General features: G+C 68.4%; 16 protein-coding genes. 10 read left to right on the top strand and 6 right to left on the bottom strand.

The features are described 5' to 3' along the window. Positions 1 to 213: 213 nt before the first annotated feature. Complete coding sequence (locus ACFY2X_RS00080) at positions 214 to 3,270, top strand: BTAD domain-containing putative transcriptional regulator (protein WP_389930010.1); 3,057 nt, start codon at positions 214 to 216, stop codon at positions 3,268 to 3,270. Between the two features lie 13 nt (positions 3,271 to 3,283). Here ACFY2X_RS00080 and ACFY2X_RS00075 read toward each other — a convergent pair whose 3' ends face one another. From ACFY2X_RS00075 to ACFY2X_RS00050, 6 genes are all read right to left on the bottom strand, one after another. Further along, positions 3,284 to 4,243, bottom strand: a complete 960-nt coding sequence (locus ACFY2X_RS00075) for an LLM class flavin-dependent oxidoreductase (RefSeq protein WP_389930007.1) — start codon at positions 4,241 to 4,243, stop codon at positions 3,284 to 3,286. An 18-nt stretch (positions 4,244 to 4,261) separates the two neighbouring features. Continuing rightward, on the bottom strand, positions 4,262 to 6,013 hold the full coding sequence (locus ACFY2X_RS00070; RefSeq protein ID WP_389930004.1) for an ABC transporter ATP-binding protein: 1,752 nt from the start codon (positions 6,011 to 6,013) through the stop codon (positions 4,262 to 4,264). Positions 6,014 to 6,213: 200 nt separating this feature from the next. Next, positions 6,214 to 6,381: an LxmA leader domain family RiPP gene (locus ACFY2X_RS00065; RefSeq protein ID WP_389930001.1), complete on the bottom strand. Its 168-nt coding sequence runs from the start codon at positions 6,379 to 6,381 to the stop codon at positions 6,214 to 6,216. A gap of 392 nt (positions 6,382 to 6,773) precedes the next feature. Beyond that, a complete protein-coding gene (locus ACFY2X_RS00060; RefSeq protein WP_389929999.1) occupies positions 6,774 to 6,941 on the bottom strand; it encodes an LxmA leader domain family RiPP in 168 nt (55 codons plus the stop codon). 58 nt (positions 6,942 to 6,999) lie between these two features. After that, the gene (locus ACFY2X_RS00055) at positions 7,000 to 7,293 is read right to left on the bottom strand and encodes an LxmA leader domain family RiPP (RefSeq protein WP_389929997.1); all 294 of its coding nucleotides are present in this window, start codon (positions 7,291 to 7,293) and stop codon (positions 7,000 to 7,002) included. A 337-nt stretch (positions 7,294 to 7,630) separates the two neighbouring features. Beyond that, positions 7,631 to 7,792, bottom strand: coding sequence for an LxmA leader domain family RiPP (locus ACFY2X_RS00050; protein WP_389929994.1), 162 nt, complete (start codon positions 7,790 to 7,792; stop codon positions 7,631 to 7,633). A 302-nt stretch (positions 7,793 to 8,094) separates the two neighbouring features. On the opposite strand from ACFY2X_RS00050, the gene ACFY2X_RS00045 reads away from it, so the two are divergent. The 9 genes from ACFY2X_RS00045 (at position 8,095) to ACFY2X_RS00005 (ending at position 18,118) form a co-directional block, all read left to right on the top strand. Continuing rightward, positions 8,095 to 8,232 (top strand): hypothetical protein, encoded by a 138-nt coding sequence (locus ACFY2X_RS00045; RefSeq protein WP_389929991.1) that lies wholly within the window; start codon positions 8,095 to 8,097, stop codon positions 8,230 to 8,232. A 317-nt stretch (positions 8,233 to 8,549) separates the two neighbouring features. Next, the gene (locus tag ACFY2X_RS00040; RefSeq protein WP_389931279.1) at positions 8,550 to 8,963 is read left to right on the top strand and encodes a hypothetical protein; all 414 of its coding nucleotides are present in this window, start codon (positions 8,550 to 8,552) and stop codon (positions 8,961 to 8,963) included. Beyond that, complete coding sequence (locus ACFY2X_RS00035) at positions 8,887 to 9,165, top strand: hypothetical protein (protein WP_389931247.1); 279 nt, start codon at positions 8,887 to 8,889, stop codon at positions 9,163 to 9,165. The genes ACFY2X_RS00040 and ACFY2X_RS00035 overlap by 77 nt, the downstream gene beginning before the upstream one ends. Continuing rightward, positions 9,093 to 10,169 carry an MFS transporter gene (locus tag ACFY2X_RS00030; protein WP_389929988.1) on the top strand — a complete coding sequence of 359 codons (1,077 nt, stop codon included), beginning with the start codon at positions 9,093 to 9,095 and terminating at the stop codon, positions 10,167 to 10,169. The genes ACFY2X_RS00035 and ACFY2X_RS00030 overlap by 73 nt, the downstream gene beginning before the upstream one ends. Before the next feature lie 181 nt (positions 10,170 to 10,350). Continuing rightward, positions 10,351 to 14,016 (top strand): NPCBM/NEW2 domain-containing protein, encoded by a 3,666-nt coding sequence (locus ACFY2X_RS00025; RefSeq protein WP_389929985.1) that lies wholly within the window; start codon positions 10,351 to 10,353, stop codon positions 14,014 to 14,016. Between the two features lie 226 nt (positions 14,017 to 14,242). After that, positions 14,243 to 15,517, top strand: coding sequence for an extracellular solute-binding protein (locus tag ACFY2X_RS00020; RefSeq protein ID WP_389929983.1), 1,275 nt, complete (start codon positions 14,243 to 14,245; stop codon positions 15,515 to 15,517). 67 nt (positions 15,518 to 15,584) lie between these two features. Then, entirely contained in the window at positions 15,585 to 16,544 is a 960-nt protein-coding gene (locus ACFY2X_RS00015; RefSeq protein ID WP_389929981.1) for a carbohydrate ABC transporter permease, read from the top strand. Further along, positions 16,544 to 17,428 (top strand): carbohydrate ABC transporter permease, encoded by an 885-nt coding sequence (locus ACFY2X_RS00010; protein ID WP_389929978.1) that lies wholly within the window; start codon positions 16,544 to 16,546, stop codon positions 17,426 to 17,428. The genes ACFY2X_RS00015 and ACFY2X_RS00010 overlap by 1 nt, the downstream gene beginning before the upstream one ends. A 198-nt stretch (positions 17,429 to 17,626) precedes the next feature. Beyond that, positions 17,627 to 18,118: a flavodoxin domain-containing protein gene (locus ACFY2X_RS00005; RefSeq protein ID WP_389929975.1), complete on the top strand. Its 492-nt coding sequence runs from the start codon at positions 17,627 to 17,629 to the stop codon at positions 18,116 to 18,118. Positions 18,119 to 18,453 lie beyond the last annotated feature (335 nt).

Below are 18,453 nucleotides of genomic sequence, written 5' to 3'. Positions count from 1 at the left end.
CGTTCCTCCCCTCGCCGACGGTGCACCCGCAAGGTGGCGTCACCGTCTCAGCCAAGCCGCCGGATTGAATCAGGACGGCTACTGACCGCACGCGACGAGCTTTCCGCTGGACTGTGGACATCGACTGGACGATCACTGGACATATCGCTTTGTGTCTGCCAAGTTACTTAAGATCATGAATTAGTGCCGTAAATCGGTGCCAGGAGGCTTGTGATGCCGGTCCGGATCGAGGTTCTGGGACCGGTGCGCGCCTGGCGAGACAACACGGAGATCCCTCTCGGCGCACCTCAGCAACGCGCCGTCCTTGCCCTGCTCGCCGTTGCGGGCGGCCGCCCAGTGCCGGTGCCGGACATCATCGAGGCGTTGTGGAGGACGAATTCGCCGTCCAGCGCCGCGAACATCGTACAGACCTATCTCAAGCGGCTCCGGCGGCTCCTCGATCCGGATCGTCCGGCTCGAAGCCCGGGCCTGCTGCCGAGGGTGGGCGATGGGTACGCACTCCAAGCCGATCAGGACGCCGTCGACCTGTGGCGGTTCCGCGCGCTGACGAGCGAGGCCCGCGAGGCCCGCCGTGCCGCCGACCACGACCGTGTCGTGGCGGTGCTCACCGAGGCGCTCGGCCTGTGGACGGGCAGGCCGTTGAGCGACGTGCCTGTGGTCGCCGACCATCTGCGACTGGTCACGCTCGAGAGCGAACGATGGACCGCCGTCAACTGGTTCGCTGAAGCTGCCCTGCTGAGCGGTTCCGCCACGGAGGCGCTCAGCGTGGTCGAGGACGCGGCTGTGGCCAGGCCTCTGGACGAGCGGGTCCACGCGCACCTGATCCGCATCTACCACACCGTCGGACGGCGTTCCGACGGCATCCGCATCTACCACGAGATCCGGCGGCGGCTCAGCGAAGAGCTTGGCCTGGACCCCGGCCCGGAGCTTATGGCGGCCTACAGCGCCCTCCTGCGCGACGAGCGGCCGCGGGCCGCTGCGTCCGTGCCGGCGCCCGTGTCCGTCCCGGCTCAGTTGCCCGCCGGTATCCGGGACTTCGCCGGCCGCGCCGAGCAGGTCGAAGAGGTGCTGGCGGCGCTCGACTCCTCGAAGAACGAGGAACGGCCCAGGGCACCCAGAGTCGTGGTGGTCACCGGGATGGGCGGCATCGGCAAGACCACCTTGGCCGTCCACGTCGGCCACCGTCTCACCGAGAGGTTTCCTGATGGGCAGCTGTACGCGAATCTGGGATCCCAGAGTTCCGAGACGGCCAGAGCCGACGAGGTGCTCGGGATGTTCCTGTTCGCGCTCGGTGTGGACGGTTCCGCGATACCCGAGAACCTGGACGACCGGGCAGCCCTGTACCGGTCCCGCCTGGCCGGCCGCAGGCTGCTCGTCGTCCTCGACAACGCCGCCGACGAGGCGCAGGTCCGCCCGCTCCTCCCCGGCACGCACGCCTGTACTGTGCTGGTCACCAGCCGTTCCCGTCTCGCTGGGCTGGAGAGCTCGGTCTCCGTCGAGCTGGGAGCGCTCGCCCCGCGCCACTCCGCCGAACTGCTCGGCCGGATCGCGGGCTCCGAACGGATCGCCGCCGAGCCGGCTGCGGCCGACGAGATCGCCCGGCTGTGCGGCCACGTGCCGCTCGCGATCCGCATCGCGGGCGTGCGCCTGGCGACGCGGCCGCATCTCAAGCTGGCGAGGTTCGCCGAGCGTCTGCGGGACGAGCACCGTCGGCTGGACCAGCTTGTGGTGGGCGACCTCGCGGTGCGGGCCAGCCTCGCGCTGAGCTACTCGCATCTCCCGGAACCGGCGCGGCGCGCGTTCCGCGCCCTCGGGCTGCTCACCGCGCCCGACTTCGCCTGCTGGACCGTCGCCGCGCTGATCGGCCAGTCACTGCCCGAGGCCGAGGCGGTCGTCGACGCCCTGGTCGACGCCCACCTGCTGAACATCATGGGAACCGACGCCACCGGTCAGATCCGGTTCCGCTTCCATGACCTCGTACGGGTGTACGCCCGCGAGTTGGCTGACCGCGAGGAGAACGCCGAAAGCCGGCATGCCGCCTTATCCCGGGCCTTTCGCACGTGGCTTGTTCTCGCGGAGGAGGCCGACCGGCGGCTGACGTATCGCTGCCTGCTCCACTCCGCCGACGACACTCTCCGCCCACCGGAGCCGCCGGAGTTCATGGACGACCTGCTCGCCGACCCGTCAGCCTGGTTCGAATCCGAGCGGGCCGGCATCGTCCACGCGGTCCGCCAGGCGCGTGAGGACGACGCCGCCGTGGCCTGGAACCTCGCGGACGCGAGCATCGGCTTCTACGAGATGCGGGACATCCGCGACGACTGGCGCAGCACCCACGAGCATGCCCTTTCCGCCTGCCGGTCCACGAAGGACCAGCGCGGCGAAGCCGTACTGTCTCGCAACCTGGCCTATCTGGAGGCCCGGTACGGCGTGAACGCCGAACCGCTGGGACGCCACTCCGGACATGCGCTCAGCCGGTTCCGTGTCGTCTCCGACCGGGCCGGTGAGGCGGAGGCGTTGCTCCTCCTGGGGGTCGCCATGATCGCGATGGGCCGTCCCGGTGACGCGGTGAGATACATGAACGCCGCCTTGGAACTCGCCCGTGAATGCCGTCACCTCTCCGGGGAGATCGTGGCCACGGCCAGTCTCGGCTGGCTCTACCGGGAACAGAGCCGGTATTCCGAATCCGCCGAACTCTTACGGCGATGCCTGGAACTGGCCGGAGAGGACACCAACGGCTGGCCGCAGTCCACCGCCTGGCGTTCGCTCGGCATGATCTATCACTACCAGGGGCGGCTCGAGGAGAGCGAGAGGTGCCTGCGCCGAGCACTGACACTGGCCCGCGCCTCGGGCGCACGTGGCAGGGAGGCTCTGGAACTGGTGGTCCTGGGCGAGCATTACATCGCCCGCGGACGCCCCGAGGGTGAAGAGCTCCTGCGGCGTTCCCTCGCCCTCAGCGAGGAGAGCGGATCCGAATTCGCCCGCGCGGTGGCCATCCGCGCGTTCGGCGAACTCGACCTGGCCAAGGGGAGGTTCGACCGGGCGGTCACGCGTATCACCGAGGCGCTCGAGTCGCTGCAGGCCCAACGCGCGACGCTCGCCATGGCGCTCACCCTCAAGAGGCTCGGCTCGGCACAGTGGGCGGCCGGCGACACCGCCGCCGCCCATGACGCGTGGCGTTCCGCGCGAGCCGTCTACGAGGTGATCGACAACCAGGTCGAGGTCGTCGAACTCACCGGATGGCTCACCCAGGGGCCCTCGCCCGCCTCGTGAACCCGGTGGATCGTCACGAGACCTGGGTGAGGATGGTCGCCAGTTCGGACAGCGCCGCCGGGCCACCCTCCGTGTTGAACACTCCGGTCACGTTGAGCACGATCTCGTCCACGCCCGCCTGGCGGTAGGCGTCAAGCCCCTTGGCGAGATCCTCCATCTCGCCGCTGACGAACACGTTCTCGTCCAGCAGCGCCTGCGCCCCGGTTGCGAGATCGCCGGTATCGATCGCGACCCCGGCCCGCCGCAGCATGTCCTGGTAGTGCGGCCCCTGCAGATGTCCCTGATTGCTCGCCAGCACCGTCTTGACCGGATCCCGGCCGGGCTTGCCCAGAGCCACCGGCACGATCGCCGCCACGCGGGGCGCCGTGCGCCCCGCCGCGGCCGCGCCTTCCCGCAGCGCCGGCAGCAGGCAGTCACGCAGATAGCCCGGAGGAGTGAGCCAGGTGATCGCGACGTCGGCGAGCTCACCGGCGAGGCGGGCCATCCCCGGGCGCAGCACGCCGAGCCCGATCTCCACCGGCGGTCCGGGCAGTACGGGGAGGCTGCCGTGGAAGGAGAAGTAGTCACCGGAGAAGACCACGTCGTCCCCGTCCAGCAGGCCGCGCACGATTGTGAGGTACTCCCGGCAGGCGGTGAGCGGGCTTTTGTACGGCTTGCCGTACATCATCATCTGTGCCGACGTTCCCCCGGGTCCGAACCCGGCCACCACGGGATTGCTCGTCACCGCGGCGAGCGATCTGGCCTGCAGGACGGCCTCCAGCGGGTGACGGAACGGCATCAGGGTGACGCCGGTCCCCACCGGGATCCGAAGCCCCATCGCCGCGGCGTAGGCGAACGACTGGTGCGGCTCGGCCAGCATGGACTGGCCCTGCCAGAGCCGGTGGGCGGTGCTCGCCTGCACGAGGGCGGCGTATGACACCACCTGCTCGCTTCTCATTGGCATGAAAGGGGTCAGCACTGAGAACTTGGACATGATCTCTCCTGCGTGAGCTCAGACGGCCGCGGGAAGAACGGCCTTCAACACCTGGCCGCGCACCAGCCGCGCGTACTCGGGACAGTCGTCGACCAGCACGTCATGGACGCCTTCCGCGACCACGCGGCCGTCATCCATGACGATCACATGATCGGCGTGCTGCACCGTCGAGATGCGGTGGGCGACCACCAGGACCGCCCGATCTCGGGCGAGGCGGTCCACCACCTCCCTCAGACGTTCCTCGTTCACGCTGTCCAGGTGAGAGGACGGTTCGTCGAGAAGAACGACCGAGGCGTCGGAGACGACCGCCCTGGCGAGCGCGAGCCGCTGCCGCTGCCCACCCGACATGTCGGTGTCGTCCCCGATGACGGTTTCCAGCCCCTGGGGCAGCGCCATGACGACCTCGGCGAGGCCGACCTCCGCGAGCGCCTCCATCAACCGCTCGTCGGAGACCGGTTCCGCGCATCCCAGGGTGAGGTTGCCGCGCACCGTGTCGCGCAGCAGGGTGCATCCCTGATCCACATAGGCGAGCCGGCCACGCAGCTCGTGCAGCGGCCACGTGGACGCGTCCCGCCCGAGGACCTCCACCCGGCCCTCGTCGGGGAGGACGAACCGCTCGGTGAGTGCCAGCACCGTGCTCTTGCCCGAGCCGGAAAGCCCCACCATCGCGGTCATACCGCGCCTGGGCACGGTGAAGCCGACCTCACGCAGCACGGGCTGCTCGTCGTAGGAGAACGTCACCTGCTCGAAGCGAATGGCGGGGGCGAGGTCCTCGACGTCGACGGCGCCTTCCGCCGGCTCCCCGGCGGTCTCCGTGGGCATGGCGAAGAGCTCGTTGAAGCGCTCCCGCGCGGCCAGTCCGGCCTGCAGCGTGCTCAGCCCGGACGCGGCCATCACCAGCGGGGCGGTGAGCTGCAGCAGGTACAGCAGGAACGCGGCGAACTCGGCGATCGTCAGGCTCCCGGTGGCGAGCCGGGCGCCTCCACCGAGGAGCACGCTGACCAGGGCTATCTGCTGGCTCAGATTGATCGCCGGTACCACCAGGGATTCCATCCGGGCGGTCGAGGTTCCGAGCACGGCGACCCGGCGAGCGGACTCGGCGAGACCGCCGGTGACCTGCCGCTGCGCGCGGCATGCCTTGACGGTCGGCAGCGCTTCGAGCACCGCGACGAACCGCTGGGTCATGTCCCCGAGCTCGGTCTGCGTCGCGAAGTACGTGCGCCGTAGCGCGATCGTCACGCCGACGATGATCCCACCGGCGACGAGGAAGGCGGCAAGGGTCACCAGCAGCAGGACCCAGTCCAGGATCCCCATGATCACGAGTGTCCCGGCGACGGTGGCGGCGGCCATGGGGAGCTGGACGGGCCCGATGTCGATCGCCGACTTGACCTGCATGGCGTCCGCCGTCAGCCGCGCGGAGAGGTCGCCGGCCCCCTGGCGGCGGACGTCACGCAAGGGGAGCTCCAGCGTGTGGGTCATGGTCTGGATTCGCAGGCGGTGGAGCAGGTGCTGCCCCCGTTTTGCGAGCAGATAGGAGGAAAGGGCCGCGGAAATGGCGGAACCCGCTCCCACGGCCACCAGCGTCACCGCGGACGACAGTAGTCCGCCGCCTTTCTGGAGGGCTTCGACCAGAGCCGCGACGGCCATGGGCAGGACCAGCGTCCCCGCTGTCGACACGAGGGCCAGCAGTGCGATCGCGACGAAGTGAAGGCTGTGTCCCCGCACCAATTCACGGGAAATCCTCAGGGGATGGGCAATCGATTCCTGCATGTTCGGTTCCTTTGATTATCGGTTTCCCGAAGAAGGCGCGACTTCGTTCGGAAGCTGTGAGCGGAGATCGGCGTCGCCGGCCGCCCAAACGCCCGTTGCGCGGCATCGAGAGCTCCTCCGGACAGGGAACCTCTCATGGTCCGCGACCCTGTGCCCCGGGGGCGGGGAAGTGTTACCCCGCCCCTGAGGAACCCGCCGTTCTATCTCGTGACGATGGTGTTGATGTCGCTGACTACGCTGAAGGTGGTTTTGACGCATATCGGGGTGGTGGCGGGGGCGGCGGTGGCCGCGGAGACGCTCAGGTCTTCCGCACCGACATAAGTGTTGTAGCCCGCCACCAGCTCTGTGATCGCGTCGTTCTTCCGCATCTTTGTTCCTTTTGCATTCGCTGTCGGGACCGCTGCAGTGGAGCGGTGTTTCCGCTCCCGCCCTCCGCATCTTGCGGTGACGGTGAGAAATCTAAGGGCGTCATGTTTCCCTGGGTTTTCATCCGGTTATCCGGGTCCGTATATCGGGCGCTTGTGCCTTTTATGGGGCCCACCGGGAGAAACCAGCCCGGAGCGGCCGCGGACCGGTGGGAAACATCAAAGCCCCCGCGGACGCATGGTCGTGACAGACCCACGCGTGCGAGGGCTTCACCCGTGAACGTTCGACACGGTCCGGCCGGAGGAGGCGCGGTGACCGTGACACTGGGGAGCGGATGATGTCTCCGGGAGACGGGGAATCCGTATTTCCGCCCCCGAGGGAGTCACTGCCCGCTCTACTGCGCGGTGACGGTGCTGATGGTCGTGGTCATGGTGGTGGGGAACGTGATACACGCCCGGCCGCTGGCGGGGGCGTCGCCGGCCGCGGAGACGTTCAGGTCTTCCGCGCCGACATAAGTGTTGTAGCCCGCCACCAGCTCTGTGATCGCGTCGTTCTTCCGCATCTTTGTTCCTTTCATGTCCGCTGTCGGGATCGCTGCACCCCCGGGCGACAGAACCGCTCTACTTCGTTACGATGGAGAGGGTAATGGCGGTGACGAAGCTGACGCTGACGCTAATGACGCAATACGGGGTGCTGGCGGGGGCGTCGCCGGCCGCGGAGACGCTCAGGTCTTCCGCGCCGACATAGGCGTCGTAGCCCGCCACCAGTTCCATGATCGCGTCGTTCTTCCGCATTTTCTTCCTTTCCTGACCTGCTTTTTTATGAGGGGGCGGTGTTTTCGCTCCCGCTCTCCGCGCCTTGCGGTGGCGGTAGCGGTGGAAATTTAGGAGTGCCGTGTTTTCCTGGGATTTCATCTGGTTATGTGGGCTTGTATATCAGGCGCTTGTGCCTTTTATGTGGCCCGCCGGAGAAATCGGCTAGAGGTGACAGCGGGACGGCGGGAAACATCAAAGCCCCCGCAGGCGCATGGTCGTGACAGACTTGTGCGTGTGGGGGCTCCACCCGTCCGTGGAATCGCTGGGGACCGTGAGGTTCCGGCACTCCCCGGGAAGCGAGGGTCTCCCGCCCCGCTTCCCGGAGGCCACGCCACTCGCTTCACCGAGCGGTGACGGTGACACCACGGGATGTGCGACGTTTCCGGGAAGCGGGGGATTCGCATCTCCGCTTCCCGGGAATCCGCTACCCGAATTACTAGCGGGTGACGGTGACGCCGGTGATGAAGCTGATGATGGCGCTGACGCACAGCGGGGAGCTGGCGGGGGCGTCGCCGGCCGCGGAGACGCTCAGGTCTTCGGCACCGGCGTAAGCGTCGTAGCCCGCCACCAGTTCCATGATCGCGTCGTTCTTCCGCATTTTTTCTTCCTTTCTTTTGCGGACCCGATCGTCAGGCCCCTTAATAGGAGAGGTTATTAATCTCCTCCGTCGCCGCGCCTTCGCGGCGACAATCCAAAAGCTATGGCGGCAATGTTTTTATAAGCTTTCATTTAGTTATCGAAAAACAACCGTCTTTTTTAGATTTCATGAAATCGACGGCCGGTGCCGGGGTTTCACCTGCCCGCCGTACCGGATGAACCCTGGTCGCGTCACCTGGGCTTAGTGACTACTCGGAGAAGCCGGGCCCCCTCAAACCAGGCTGCTGCCAGCCGGTCTGTGGGATGTCAACCCATGTGCGGGTAACGGTGGCCGATCGGCGGGGCGGCGGAGCCCACGCGGCGGCCGCCTCCGGGGCGATCTCCCTGGGCCTGCTCATCCGCGCCGGCGCCGGTGCCCGTGCCATGACGTCCGCCCGCTGACGATCGTGGCCGCCGGCGGTCGGCGGGAGCCCCAGGGCGAGGGCGCAGGTTAAAGTCCCCTGTGTCTCTGCTGTGACGCCCGGCTGGGCGTGAAAACAGGGGACGGTCGCCCGCCGCCATCGGTTTGATCTTGGTGCCTGGCTGGGGCCGCGTTAAAGTCTGACGCCGGGAGCTGGATCAGGGGCCCCGCATTGTCGCTTCGAGCGCGAGAGTCCGATTCTCTCTTGCCCCGCAGCTCCCGCGGGCGGCCTCCCACCCCCGAGCCGAACAGGGACCGCCCCCATGAATGAGCTCACCGAAGAGCCGACAGAGCCGCCATGGTGATCAATGACATCTTCGGTGTCTCCGGGCGCACGATGCTCCAGGCGATGATCGAGGGAGAACGCAGTCCGAACGCCCTGGCCGAACCGGCCCTGGGTTCGATGCGCAACAAGATTCCCCTGCTGAAAGAGGCACTGCGCGGTCACTTCGATGACCACCATGCCTTCCTGTGCGCCAAGATGCTCGGCCGCATCGACGCGCTGAGCGGCGACATCGCCGAGGTCACCGCTAGCGTCGAAGAGCTGATCGCCCCGTTCGCCGCGGCGGCCGAACGCCTGGACGAGAGTCGGAGTGACCTCCGTCCAAGAGTTGATCGCCGAGATCGGCGTGAACATGGCCGGCTTCCCCACGGCCGGTCATCTGGTGTCCTGGGCCACGTTCGCCCCCATCGACAAGAACTCCGCCGGTAACTCGACCAGCAGCCTGCCGCCTGACCACCTCGCGCGCACGGCCTCATCCGACGATCACCGGCTGAGGTTCGCTGCCGCCTGCCCAGCTGAGGTCCTATTTTCGAGTCACATCAAGCTAGGTTCGCGGGCGTGGGGGCGGGAGCGGTCGTGCGCCTGCCGTCCGGCGTGCTCGCCGACCGCTGGCCACGTAAGAGGATCATGATCTGCAGCGATGTGGCCAGGGCACTGACGGCGGCCTCGATCGTGGCAGGCATCGTCGCTGACGAGTTGACGCTGCTTCATCTCGTCATCGCGGCGATCGTCACCGGAATCTGCGACGTGATGTTCGACTCCGCCCAGACGGTGGTGGTCCGCCACGTGGTGACCAGCGATCAGCTACCGCAGGCCGTGGCGCAGAACGAGGCGCGAGGCCACATCGCCGGCCTCGTGAGCCAGCCGCTGGGCGGCTACCTGTTCGGGATCGGCGCGGTTGTCCCCGTGCTCGCGGACGCGGTCTCCTACCTGGTCAGCGGCGCCATGACCGCTCTGATCAGGAATCCGCTGCGCGACGCGCCGTCCTCCCTTCCCCGTACAGCCCTGCGGCATGACCTGGGCACCGGCCTGCGGTACGTCTGGAACCAGCCGTATCTGCGGATCACCATGCTCTGCGCCGCGGGATTCCAGCTCGTCTTCACCGGGCTGACGCTGGCCATCATCGCCTCGGCCAAGGCTCAGGGGAACGCCGCCGTGCACGTCGGAATGGCTTTCACACTCGGCGGCATCGGCGGGATCGCCGGGGCCTGGGCCGCCGGTCGGATACAGTCCATGCTCAAGCCGTCGACGCTGGTGTTCGGTTTCGGCTGGACGGCCACCGTCGCGCTGGCCGCGATGGGGTGGATCGGGAACACCTATGCCGTGGGCGCGCTCCTGGCCCTCGTCTACCTCATCGCGACCCCGGCCAACGCCATGCTCATGGCCGTGCAGATCAACATCACTCCGCCAGAGCTCCAGGGGCGAGTGCTCAGCGCCGTCATGCTCCTGGCAAGTTGCGCCGCGCCCCTCGGCCCCCCGCTGGCGGGACTGCTGCTCGATCGGGCCGGGAGCATCCCGGCCTTTCTGGTCTTCGCCGGAATCACGGCCGTCCTCACGATCCGCATGCATCTGAGCCGCGAGATTCGCGGCATGCGAAGACCGGGAAGTCACCGGGCAGAGGGAGATCATCCCTGATCGGGGTGCCGCAGCCGCCGCCCGTCGGCCACGTCCTCCTGGCGGTGTCCGGGAGCCGCTGGATCACGGGCGCGTGAGCCTCCGCCGCCCGCGTTTTGGCGTGATTTTCAAGTAGTGACATGTGACCTTTGGTGCGCTATACCCTCCATAACAGCTCAAATTAGAGCGAAATGGAGACCTTATGCGCAGAATCGCGCAGCTCGAATCCCCCGTCAGGATCGGAGCGGTGGCCACCGTGCTGGCCGCGACCCTTCTGACCGGGCTGCCGCAGGGCGCCGAGGCCATAACCGACACCACAGCCGACACCACCCTCAGCAAGGTCACCTCCTTCGAGAAGACCGACGGCGCGACCTACACGATCGGCACGGAAGGCGGGGCGAAGATCCGGCTCTCCTTCCTGAAGGACGACGAGTTCCGGATCTGGATGGCCCCCGACGGGAACTTCGCCGACCCGGCCGGCACTCCTCCGTCCAACCCGAACGAGCCGAGCGCCAAGATCGTGACCAAGTCCGACTTCCCGCCGCCCGCGACCACGAGCAGGGAGACCGGCGACGCCTACGAGGTCGCCACCGCCGGCGTCACCGTGCGGGTGGGCAAGGACCCGGCGCTGTTCGAGGTACGGCGAGCCGACGGCAGCCTCGTCTGGCGCGAGAGCAAGCCGCTGACCTGGAACGCGGCCGAAACCACGCAGACCCTCGCCCGGGGCACGGCCGAGCAGTTCTTCGGCGGCGGCATGCAGAACGGCCGCTTCTCGCACCGCGACCAGACGATCAACGTGGGAGCGAACTACAACTGGGAGGACGGCGGATACCCCAACTCCTCGCCGTTCTACCTGACCACGGCCGGGTACGGCGTGCTGCGCAACACCTTCACGGCCGGCAGCTACTCCTTCGGCCCGCAGGTCACCGCCACCCAGAAGGAGCGGCGCTTCGACGCCTACTACTTCGTCTCGCCGAAACCCTCCGACCTCTACACGCCGATCGACCGCTACACCGAGCTGACCGGCCGGCCGTTCATGCCGCCGATCTACGGCCTGGAGGTCGGCGACGCCGACTGCTACCTGCACAACGCCAACCGGGGCGAGCGCACGCCCGAGGACGCGGTGAAGGTGGCGCAGGGCTACGCGGACCACGACATGCCGCGCGGCTGGATGCTGGTCAACGACGGCTACGGCTGCGGTTACGACAGGCTGCCGTGGGTCGGCGACGAGCTGCGCAAGCGCGGCATCCAGCTCGGCCTGTGGACCCAGGCGGCGCTGACCGACCAGGAGTACGAGGTCAAGCAGGCCGGCGTGCGGGTGCGCAAGCTGGACGTGGCCTGGGTCGGGCCGGGATACCGGCACGCGCTGACCGGCTGCGAGGACGCCCACCAGGGCATCGAGAAGCATTCCGACGCGCGCGGTTTCGTCTGGATGGTCGAGGGCTGGGCCGGGGCGCAGCGCTGCGCGGTGCAGTGGACCGGCGACCACGCCGGGTCGCTGGACGCCATCCGCTGGCAGATCCCGGCGATCGCCGGGTCCGGCATGTCGGGCATCACCTACACCGCCGGCGACATCGACGGCATCTTCGGCGGCTCGGACGAGTCCTACGTGCGCGACCTGCAGTGGAAGGTCTTCACCCCGGCGCTCATGACGATGTCGGGCTGGGCGGGCAAGGACAAGCAGCCCTGGGTGCGCGGCGAGCCGTACACCTCGATCAACCGCGCCTACCTGCGGCTGCGCGAGCGGCTGCTGCCGTACTTCTACACCTACGCCGCGCAGGCGCACCGGACCGGCGCGCCGATCGCCCGGCCGCTGGTGCTGGAGTATCCCGGCGACGCCACGACCTGGGGAGACGCCGCCCGATACCAGTTCCTGGCCGGCAAGGACTTCCTGGTCGCCCCGGTCTATACCACGGGCGAGGTGCGCGACGGGATCTACCTGCCGAAGGGCACCTGGGTCGACTACTGGACCGGCCGGACCTACGAGGGACCGGTCACGGTCAACGGCTACCACGCGCCGCTGGACCGGCTTCCGCTGTTCGTCCGCGGCGGCGCGATCGTCCCGATGTGGAAGGACGGGATCAACAACCACGCCGACGTCAAGTCGGGCGACCCGATCACGCTCGACGTCTACCCCAAGGGGAACTCCACGTTCGAGCTGTACGAGGACGACGGCACCACCCGGCAGTACGCCCAGGGGAGGTCGGCCACGCAGAAGTTCACCGTGACCGCTCCCGAGCAGGGCCGCGGCGACGTCGTCGTGACGATCGGGACGCTCACCGGGCAGTACGAGGGCAAGGCCACGGCCCGGCCGTACGAGCTGGTCGTGCACGGTGACAAGAAGCCCGGCGGGGTGTTCGCGGGCGGCCGGAAGGCCGCGGAGGTCGGCAAGGACGCCTACGCGGGCGGCGCGATCGGCTGGTACCACGAGGACGGCGTGACCCGGATCCGCACCGCCACCGTGCCGACCGGCGAGGAGATCGCCGTCAAGCTCGCCGGGGCGTCGGCGGTGGGCGGCCGGCACCCGTCCGACACCGGTGTCCTCGTCACCGCCACGGCGCCGCGGATGCTCCTGCCCGGCCAGGAGGCCGAGGTGTCGTTCACCGTCGCCAACGCCACCGGAGCGCCGGTGAAGGACGTCGAGCTCACCGTCGCGGTGCCCGAGGGCTGGGCCCCGGTGTCCCCCTGGAGGGCCAGGCGGCTTGAACAGGGCGAGAGCGCGACCGCGAAGGTGCGGCTCGCCGTACCGGAGCAGGCGGCGCCGGGGAAGGCCACGCTGACCGCGACCGCCGCCTACAGGGCGCACGGAGACCGGCGCACCAGCCCCGCGGCCTTCGCCACCGAGGTGCCGTACGGCTCGCTCGCGGCCGCGTTCGACAACGTCGGGATCTCCGACGACGCGAAGACCACGGCCGGGAACCTGGACGGCGCCGGCTCCAGCTTCTCGGCGCAGAAGCTGGCCGCGATCGGGGTCACCCCGGGGGCCAGGCGGACCGTCGAGGGCGTGGAGTTCACCTGGCCGGCCTCGGCGCCCGGCACGCCGGACAACGTGGCCGCCTCGGGCCAGACCGTCGCGCTGACCGGCAAGGCGAGCGGCCTGGCCTTCCTGGGCACCGAGACCGGGTCGTCCTCGGGGCCGGTGACCGTGATCTACGCCGACGGCAGCACGGACACGGCCACGCTCGGATTCCCGAACTGGTGCTGCGCGGCGACCGACAGGTTCGGGGCGAAGGTGGCCTTCGGGGTGAAGGGCAAGAACACCGCGGCAGGCCCGAACCAGTATCCGACCACGGACTACCGGATCTTCTTCAACTCGGTGCGCGTCAACCCCGGCAAGCAGGTGGTCGCGGTCAGGCTGCCGGACGCCGCGGCGATCCACGTCTTCGCCATGGCGCTGGGCGACAAGCCGCTGCCGCCGGCTCCCAAGGGCACGGTGTACGCCTCGGACCTGACCCCGCTGGAGAGCGCCAACGGCTGGGGTCCGGTGGAGAAGGACCGCAGCAACGGCGAGGACGACGCGAACGACGGCACGACCCTCAGCCTGGCCGGGACGACGTACGCCAAGGGACTGGGCGCCCACGCCTACTCCAAGGTCACCTATCACCTCGGTGGCGGCTGCACCCGGTTCACCGCCAGGGTCGGGGTGGACGACGAGATCGCGGACTACGGCTCGGTGACGTTCAAGGTCATCGCCGACGGCAAGGTCGTTCACACCTCCGGGCGGCTCACCGGCACCACCCCGCCGGAGACGCTGGACGTGGACGTGACCGGGGCCCGGGTCGTGGACCTGGAGGTCAACGACTCCGGCGACGGTAACGGCGGCGACCACGCCGACTGGGCCGACGCGAAGTTCGCCTGCGCTCCGTGACCCCGTGCGGTCCGGGCGGGCGCGCCGCCCGGACCGCACGGCATCGCTCTCCCGGTATAGACCAGTACTTCCATTCGCCATCGGGTCGTTGTGAATCCGATATCTACTGGTATAGACCGACCATTCATTGTCTCCTTACGCTGACGGAACCGTACGCGGGGATTCCCCACTCCCATCCCCGGCACCGGTACGGACCAGCACTCCCCGGAGCAAGGTGGTAATCACGATGAACAAGAAGATCGCCGGCGCGACCACCCTCGGCGTGGCCGCCTTGCTGGCCCTGTCCGCCTGCGGCTCAGGCGGTGACAGCGCCGGTGTCGGCGGTGGCGGCGAGAAGGCCGCCGACGGCTCGGTGACGCTGAAGCTGGTCGCGGCCGACTACGGCGCCGGCCCCACCGCGCCGGACAGCGGCGAGAAGTTCTGGAAGGGCGTCGTCGACGAGTTCAAGGAAGTCAACCCGAAGATCAACGTCGAGGTCCAGGTCATCAACTGGAACGACATCGACAAGCAGGTCGCCACCATGGTGCAGAACGGGCAGATGCCCGACATCCTGCAGACCGGCGACTACTCGGGCTTCGTCAAGGACGGCCTGCTCTACAAGACCGACGAGGTGCTCTCCTCCGCCACCCAGTCGGACCTGCTGGCGAAGTTCGCGGAGTTCGGCAAGGTGGAGGGCACGTCGTACGGCATCCCGTTCGTCTCCTCCGCTCGCGCCCTGTTCTACAACAAGGACCTGTTCGGCAAGGCCGGGATCACCGAGGCGCCCAAGACCTGGGACGAGGTCAAGGCCGCGGCGGAGAAGCTGAAGAAGGCCGGGGTCTCCCAGCCGTTCGGCCTGCCGCTCGGCCAGGAGGAGGCGCAGGCCGAGTCGTTCCTGTGGTTCATGGGCAACGGCGGCGGCTACAAGGACGCCGGGGGCAAGTGGACGATCAACTCGCCGAAGAACGTCGAGGCGTTCACGTTCCTCAAGGGCATGGTCGACGCCGGTCTGACCACCCCGAACCCGGGCACCAAGGACCGCAAGAAGGTGTGGGAGGACTTCGCGGCCGGCAAGGTCGGCATGGTCAACGGCGGCCCCATGTCCATCCCGATCTTCGAGAAGGGCGGCCTGACCAACTTCGGCGTCGCCCCGATCCCCGGCAAGACCGGCCCGCTCGACACCACTCTCGGTGTCATGGACTGGATCATGGCCTTCAACAAGAACGGTCACAAGGAGGAGGTCAAGAAGTTCTTCGACTTCTTCTACTCCTCCTCCGCCGCGCAGAAGATCAGCGACACCTACAAGCTGCTGCCGGTGACCACCTCGGGCGTCCAGAAGCTCTCCTCGGACGAGAAGCTCAAGCCGTTCCTGGACGCGCTGCCCAACGCCACCTTCTACCCGTTCACCGACCCCAAGTGGTCCGAGGTGAACACCCAGATCAAGCAGACCATCGGCAACGCCGTCACCTCCGACCCCGCGGCGGTGCTCGGCTCGATCCAGAAGGTCGCCGAGGCCGGCTGATCCAGCGGTACGGCTTGCGCCCGCATCCCGTGGCGCAAGCCGTACCCCCTTGCAGGAAGCAGGAGTTATGCAGCAGATCTCCACCCTGAAGAGGGTGGTCCGAGGCTTCATCCTGAAGAGGGTGGTCCGGGGCTTCACCCTGAAGAGGGTGGTCCGAGCGCTGGGACCTCTCGCCTGGATCGGCCCGGCGGTGGTGCTGATCGGCGTGGTGGTCGTGTGGCCGGTCGTCACGATGATCCAGTCGTCGTTCCTGAAGATCAGCAGGTTCGGTGTGGTCCAGGGGACGAACGGGCTGGACAACTACGGCAAGCTGTTCGACGAGCCCGACTTCGGCGGCGTGATGTTCCGCAGCCTGATCTGGGTGGTGGCCGTGGTCGCCCTCACGGTCCTGCTGTCCCTCGGCCTCGCCCAGCTGTTCAACCAGAAGTTCCCCGGCCGCCGGATCGCGCGCTGGGCGATGATCGCCCCGTGGGCGGCCTCGGTGCTGATGACCGCGATCATCTTCAAGTGGATGCTCGACCCCGAGGTCGGCCTGATCAACATGATCCTGCGCGACCTGGGGCTGCTCGACGCGCTGGGCGGCACGGACGCCGACCCGCTCGGCAACGCCTCGACCGCGATGCCGTGGCTGATCGCCGTGGCGGTGTTCGTCTCGCTGCCGTTCACGACCTACGCCTTGCTGGCCGGCCTGGCCACGATCCCGGCGGATGTCTACGAGGCGGCCAGGATGGACGGCGCGGGCAGGCTGCGGACCTACTGGTCGATCACGCTGCCGATGCTGCGCCCGGCGCTGACCGTGGCGACGCTCATCAACGTGATGAACGTCTTCAACAGCTTCCCGATCATCTGGGCGATGACGCACGGCCAGCCGGGCTACTCGACGGCCACCTCCACGATCTTCATGTACATCCTCAAGGGCTCCGACATCGGAGAGTCGGCCGCCATGTCCGTCGTGAACTTCGGCATGGTGATCGTCCTGGTGGCGATCTTCCTCAAGGTGAGCAAGTGGAAGACCGAGGTGTCCTGATGACCGTCACCCAGACCGCGCCCGCGGCCCGGACCACCGGCCGCACCACGTCTCCGGCCCCGGCGCGGAGGCTGCCGTCGATCAAGACGGTGATCGTCGCGGCGAGCGCCTACCTGATCGCGTTCGTCTTCCTCTTCCCGTACCTGGTGATGGTCCTCACCGCGCTGCGACCGCAGGAGGACCTGCGCACGGCGGCCTACCTGCCCAAGTCCTTCGCCTGGGAGAACTTCACCGGCTTCTGGTCCGGGGGATTGGCGGGGAACCTGCTGGTCACTCTGGAGGTGGCCGCCGGGTCGACGATCCTGGTCCTGCTGGTGGCACTGCCGGCGGCCTACTACACCGCCCGGCACCGGTTCCGGGGCCGTACGGCGTTCCTGGTGCTGGTGCTGATCACCCAGATGTTCCAGCCGACCGCGATGCTGGTCGGCATCTACCGCGAGTTCTTCCAGTTCGGCATGGTCGACTCGGTCTGGTCGCTGATCCTGGTCAACGGAGGCTTCAACCTGGCCTTCGCGGTCTGGATCCTCAACGCCTACTTCTCCTCGATCCCGCGCGAGCTGGAGGAGGCGGCGTTCATCGACGGCAACGGCCGCTTCGGCGCGTTGTTCCGGATCACGCTGCCGCTGGCGGCGCCCGGCGTGGTCACCGCGCTGATCTTCACGTTCATCGCCGCCTGGAACGAGTTCGTGGTCGCCCTGACGCTGACCACCACGCCGGACAAGCAGCCGCTGACCGTGGCTCTCAACTCCTTCATCGGCCAGTACGAGGTCGACTGGCAGAACCTGTTCGCCGGTTCGGTGATCGCCACGATCCCGGTCATCATCCTGTTCGGGCTGATCGAGCGGAAGGTCGTCGGCGGTCTCACGGCCGGATCCATCAAGTAAGGCCCGTGCCGGTCGGGGCGGGGCGAGCCGGCTGTGTGATTCCGGGCCGGGGCGCGCCGGTCGTGCTGGTCACGCCGGGGAACGCGAGGGGTCACCGTGACCCGCGTCGGGGACCAAGGTCGGTGGTATCCGGGTCCAAGGGCACCTGCGGTGACGGGGCCGCCGCTGGTGAGCTGACAGCGGGAAGGAGACCTCACGATGACGAAGGTGCTGGTGGCCTACGGTTCCGCGCGCGGCTCCACCAGAGAGATCGCCGGGTGGATCGGCCGGACCCTCATCGAGCAGGGACTGGAGGCCGAGGTCAGGTCCGCCGCCGAGGTCAGGGACGTCGACGCCTACGACGCGGTGGTCCTGGGCGGTGCGGTTTACTTCGGCCGCTGGCACCGCCACGCACGCGCGCTGGTCCGGCGATGTGCCCGGCGGCTGGCGGAGCGGCCCGTGTGGCTGTTCAGCAGCGGACCGCTGCAGGCGATCGGCGACCGGGAGGCGACGCCGCCCGCCGGCGCGGAGCGGGCCAGGCGCAGGATCGGCGCCCGGGAGAGCGTGGTCTTCGGCGGGTGCCTGCGCGACGACGCCCGGGGTTTCCCCGCCGCGATCATGGCCAGGACGGCCGCCGGCGACTTCCGCGACCCCGAGCGGATAGAGGCCTGGGCCCGTGACATCGCCTACGACCTGAAGGCCGCCGACTGACACGGGCACGGGGGACCCCGCGGCGCACGAGGCCGCGGGACGCGCCCGGCGACCGTCGGCGGCTGATCCGGCGCCGCGTCGCACCTGGGCGGCGAAGGCCCAAAGGCCCTCTGTGCCAGGTCGATGGTCCCTGAGCGAAGGCGTGAAGCGGATCCATCCTGAGGCTATGAGCACATTCAGGCGTTTCGAGGCTTTCTCTGCGCTCGCCGATCGGTGTGGACGTCCCGGTGACCGGTTGACGGAGTCCCTGGCCGAGGCCGCCGCCGGGTCGGTGGACGGCCCGCGGGCGTGGGCGCCCGGGGTGGCCAGGCGCCTGGGTCTGCCGGCGGCCGCCG

The sequence above is a fragment of the Streptosporangium sp. NPDC000396 genome (assembly GCF_042898655.1).
Lineage (GTDB): Bacteria > Actinomycetota > Actinomycetes > Streptosporangiales > Streptosporangiaceae > Streptosporangium.
This window is presented reverse-complemented; position numbering and strand designations above follow the sequence as displayed.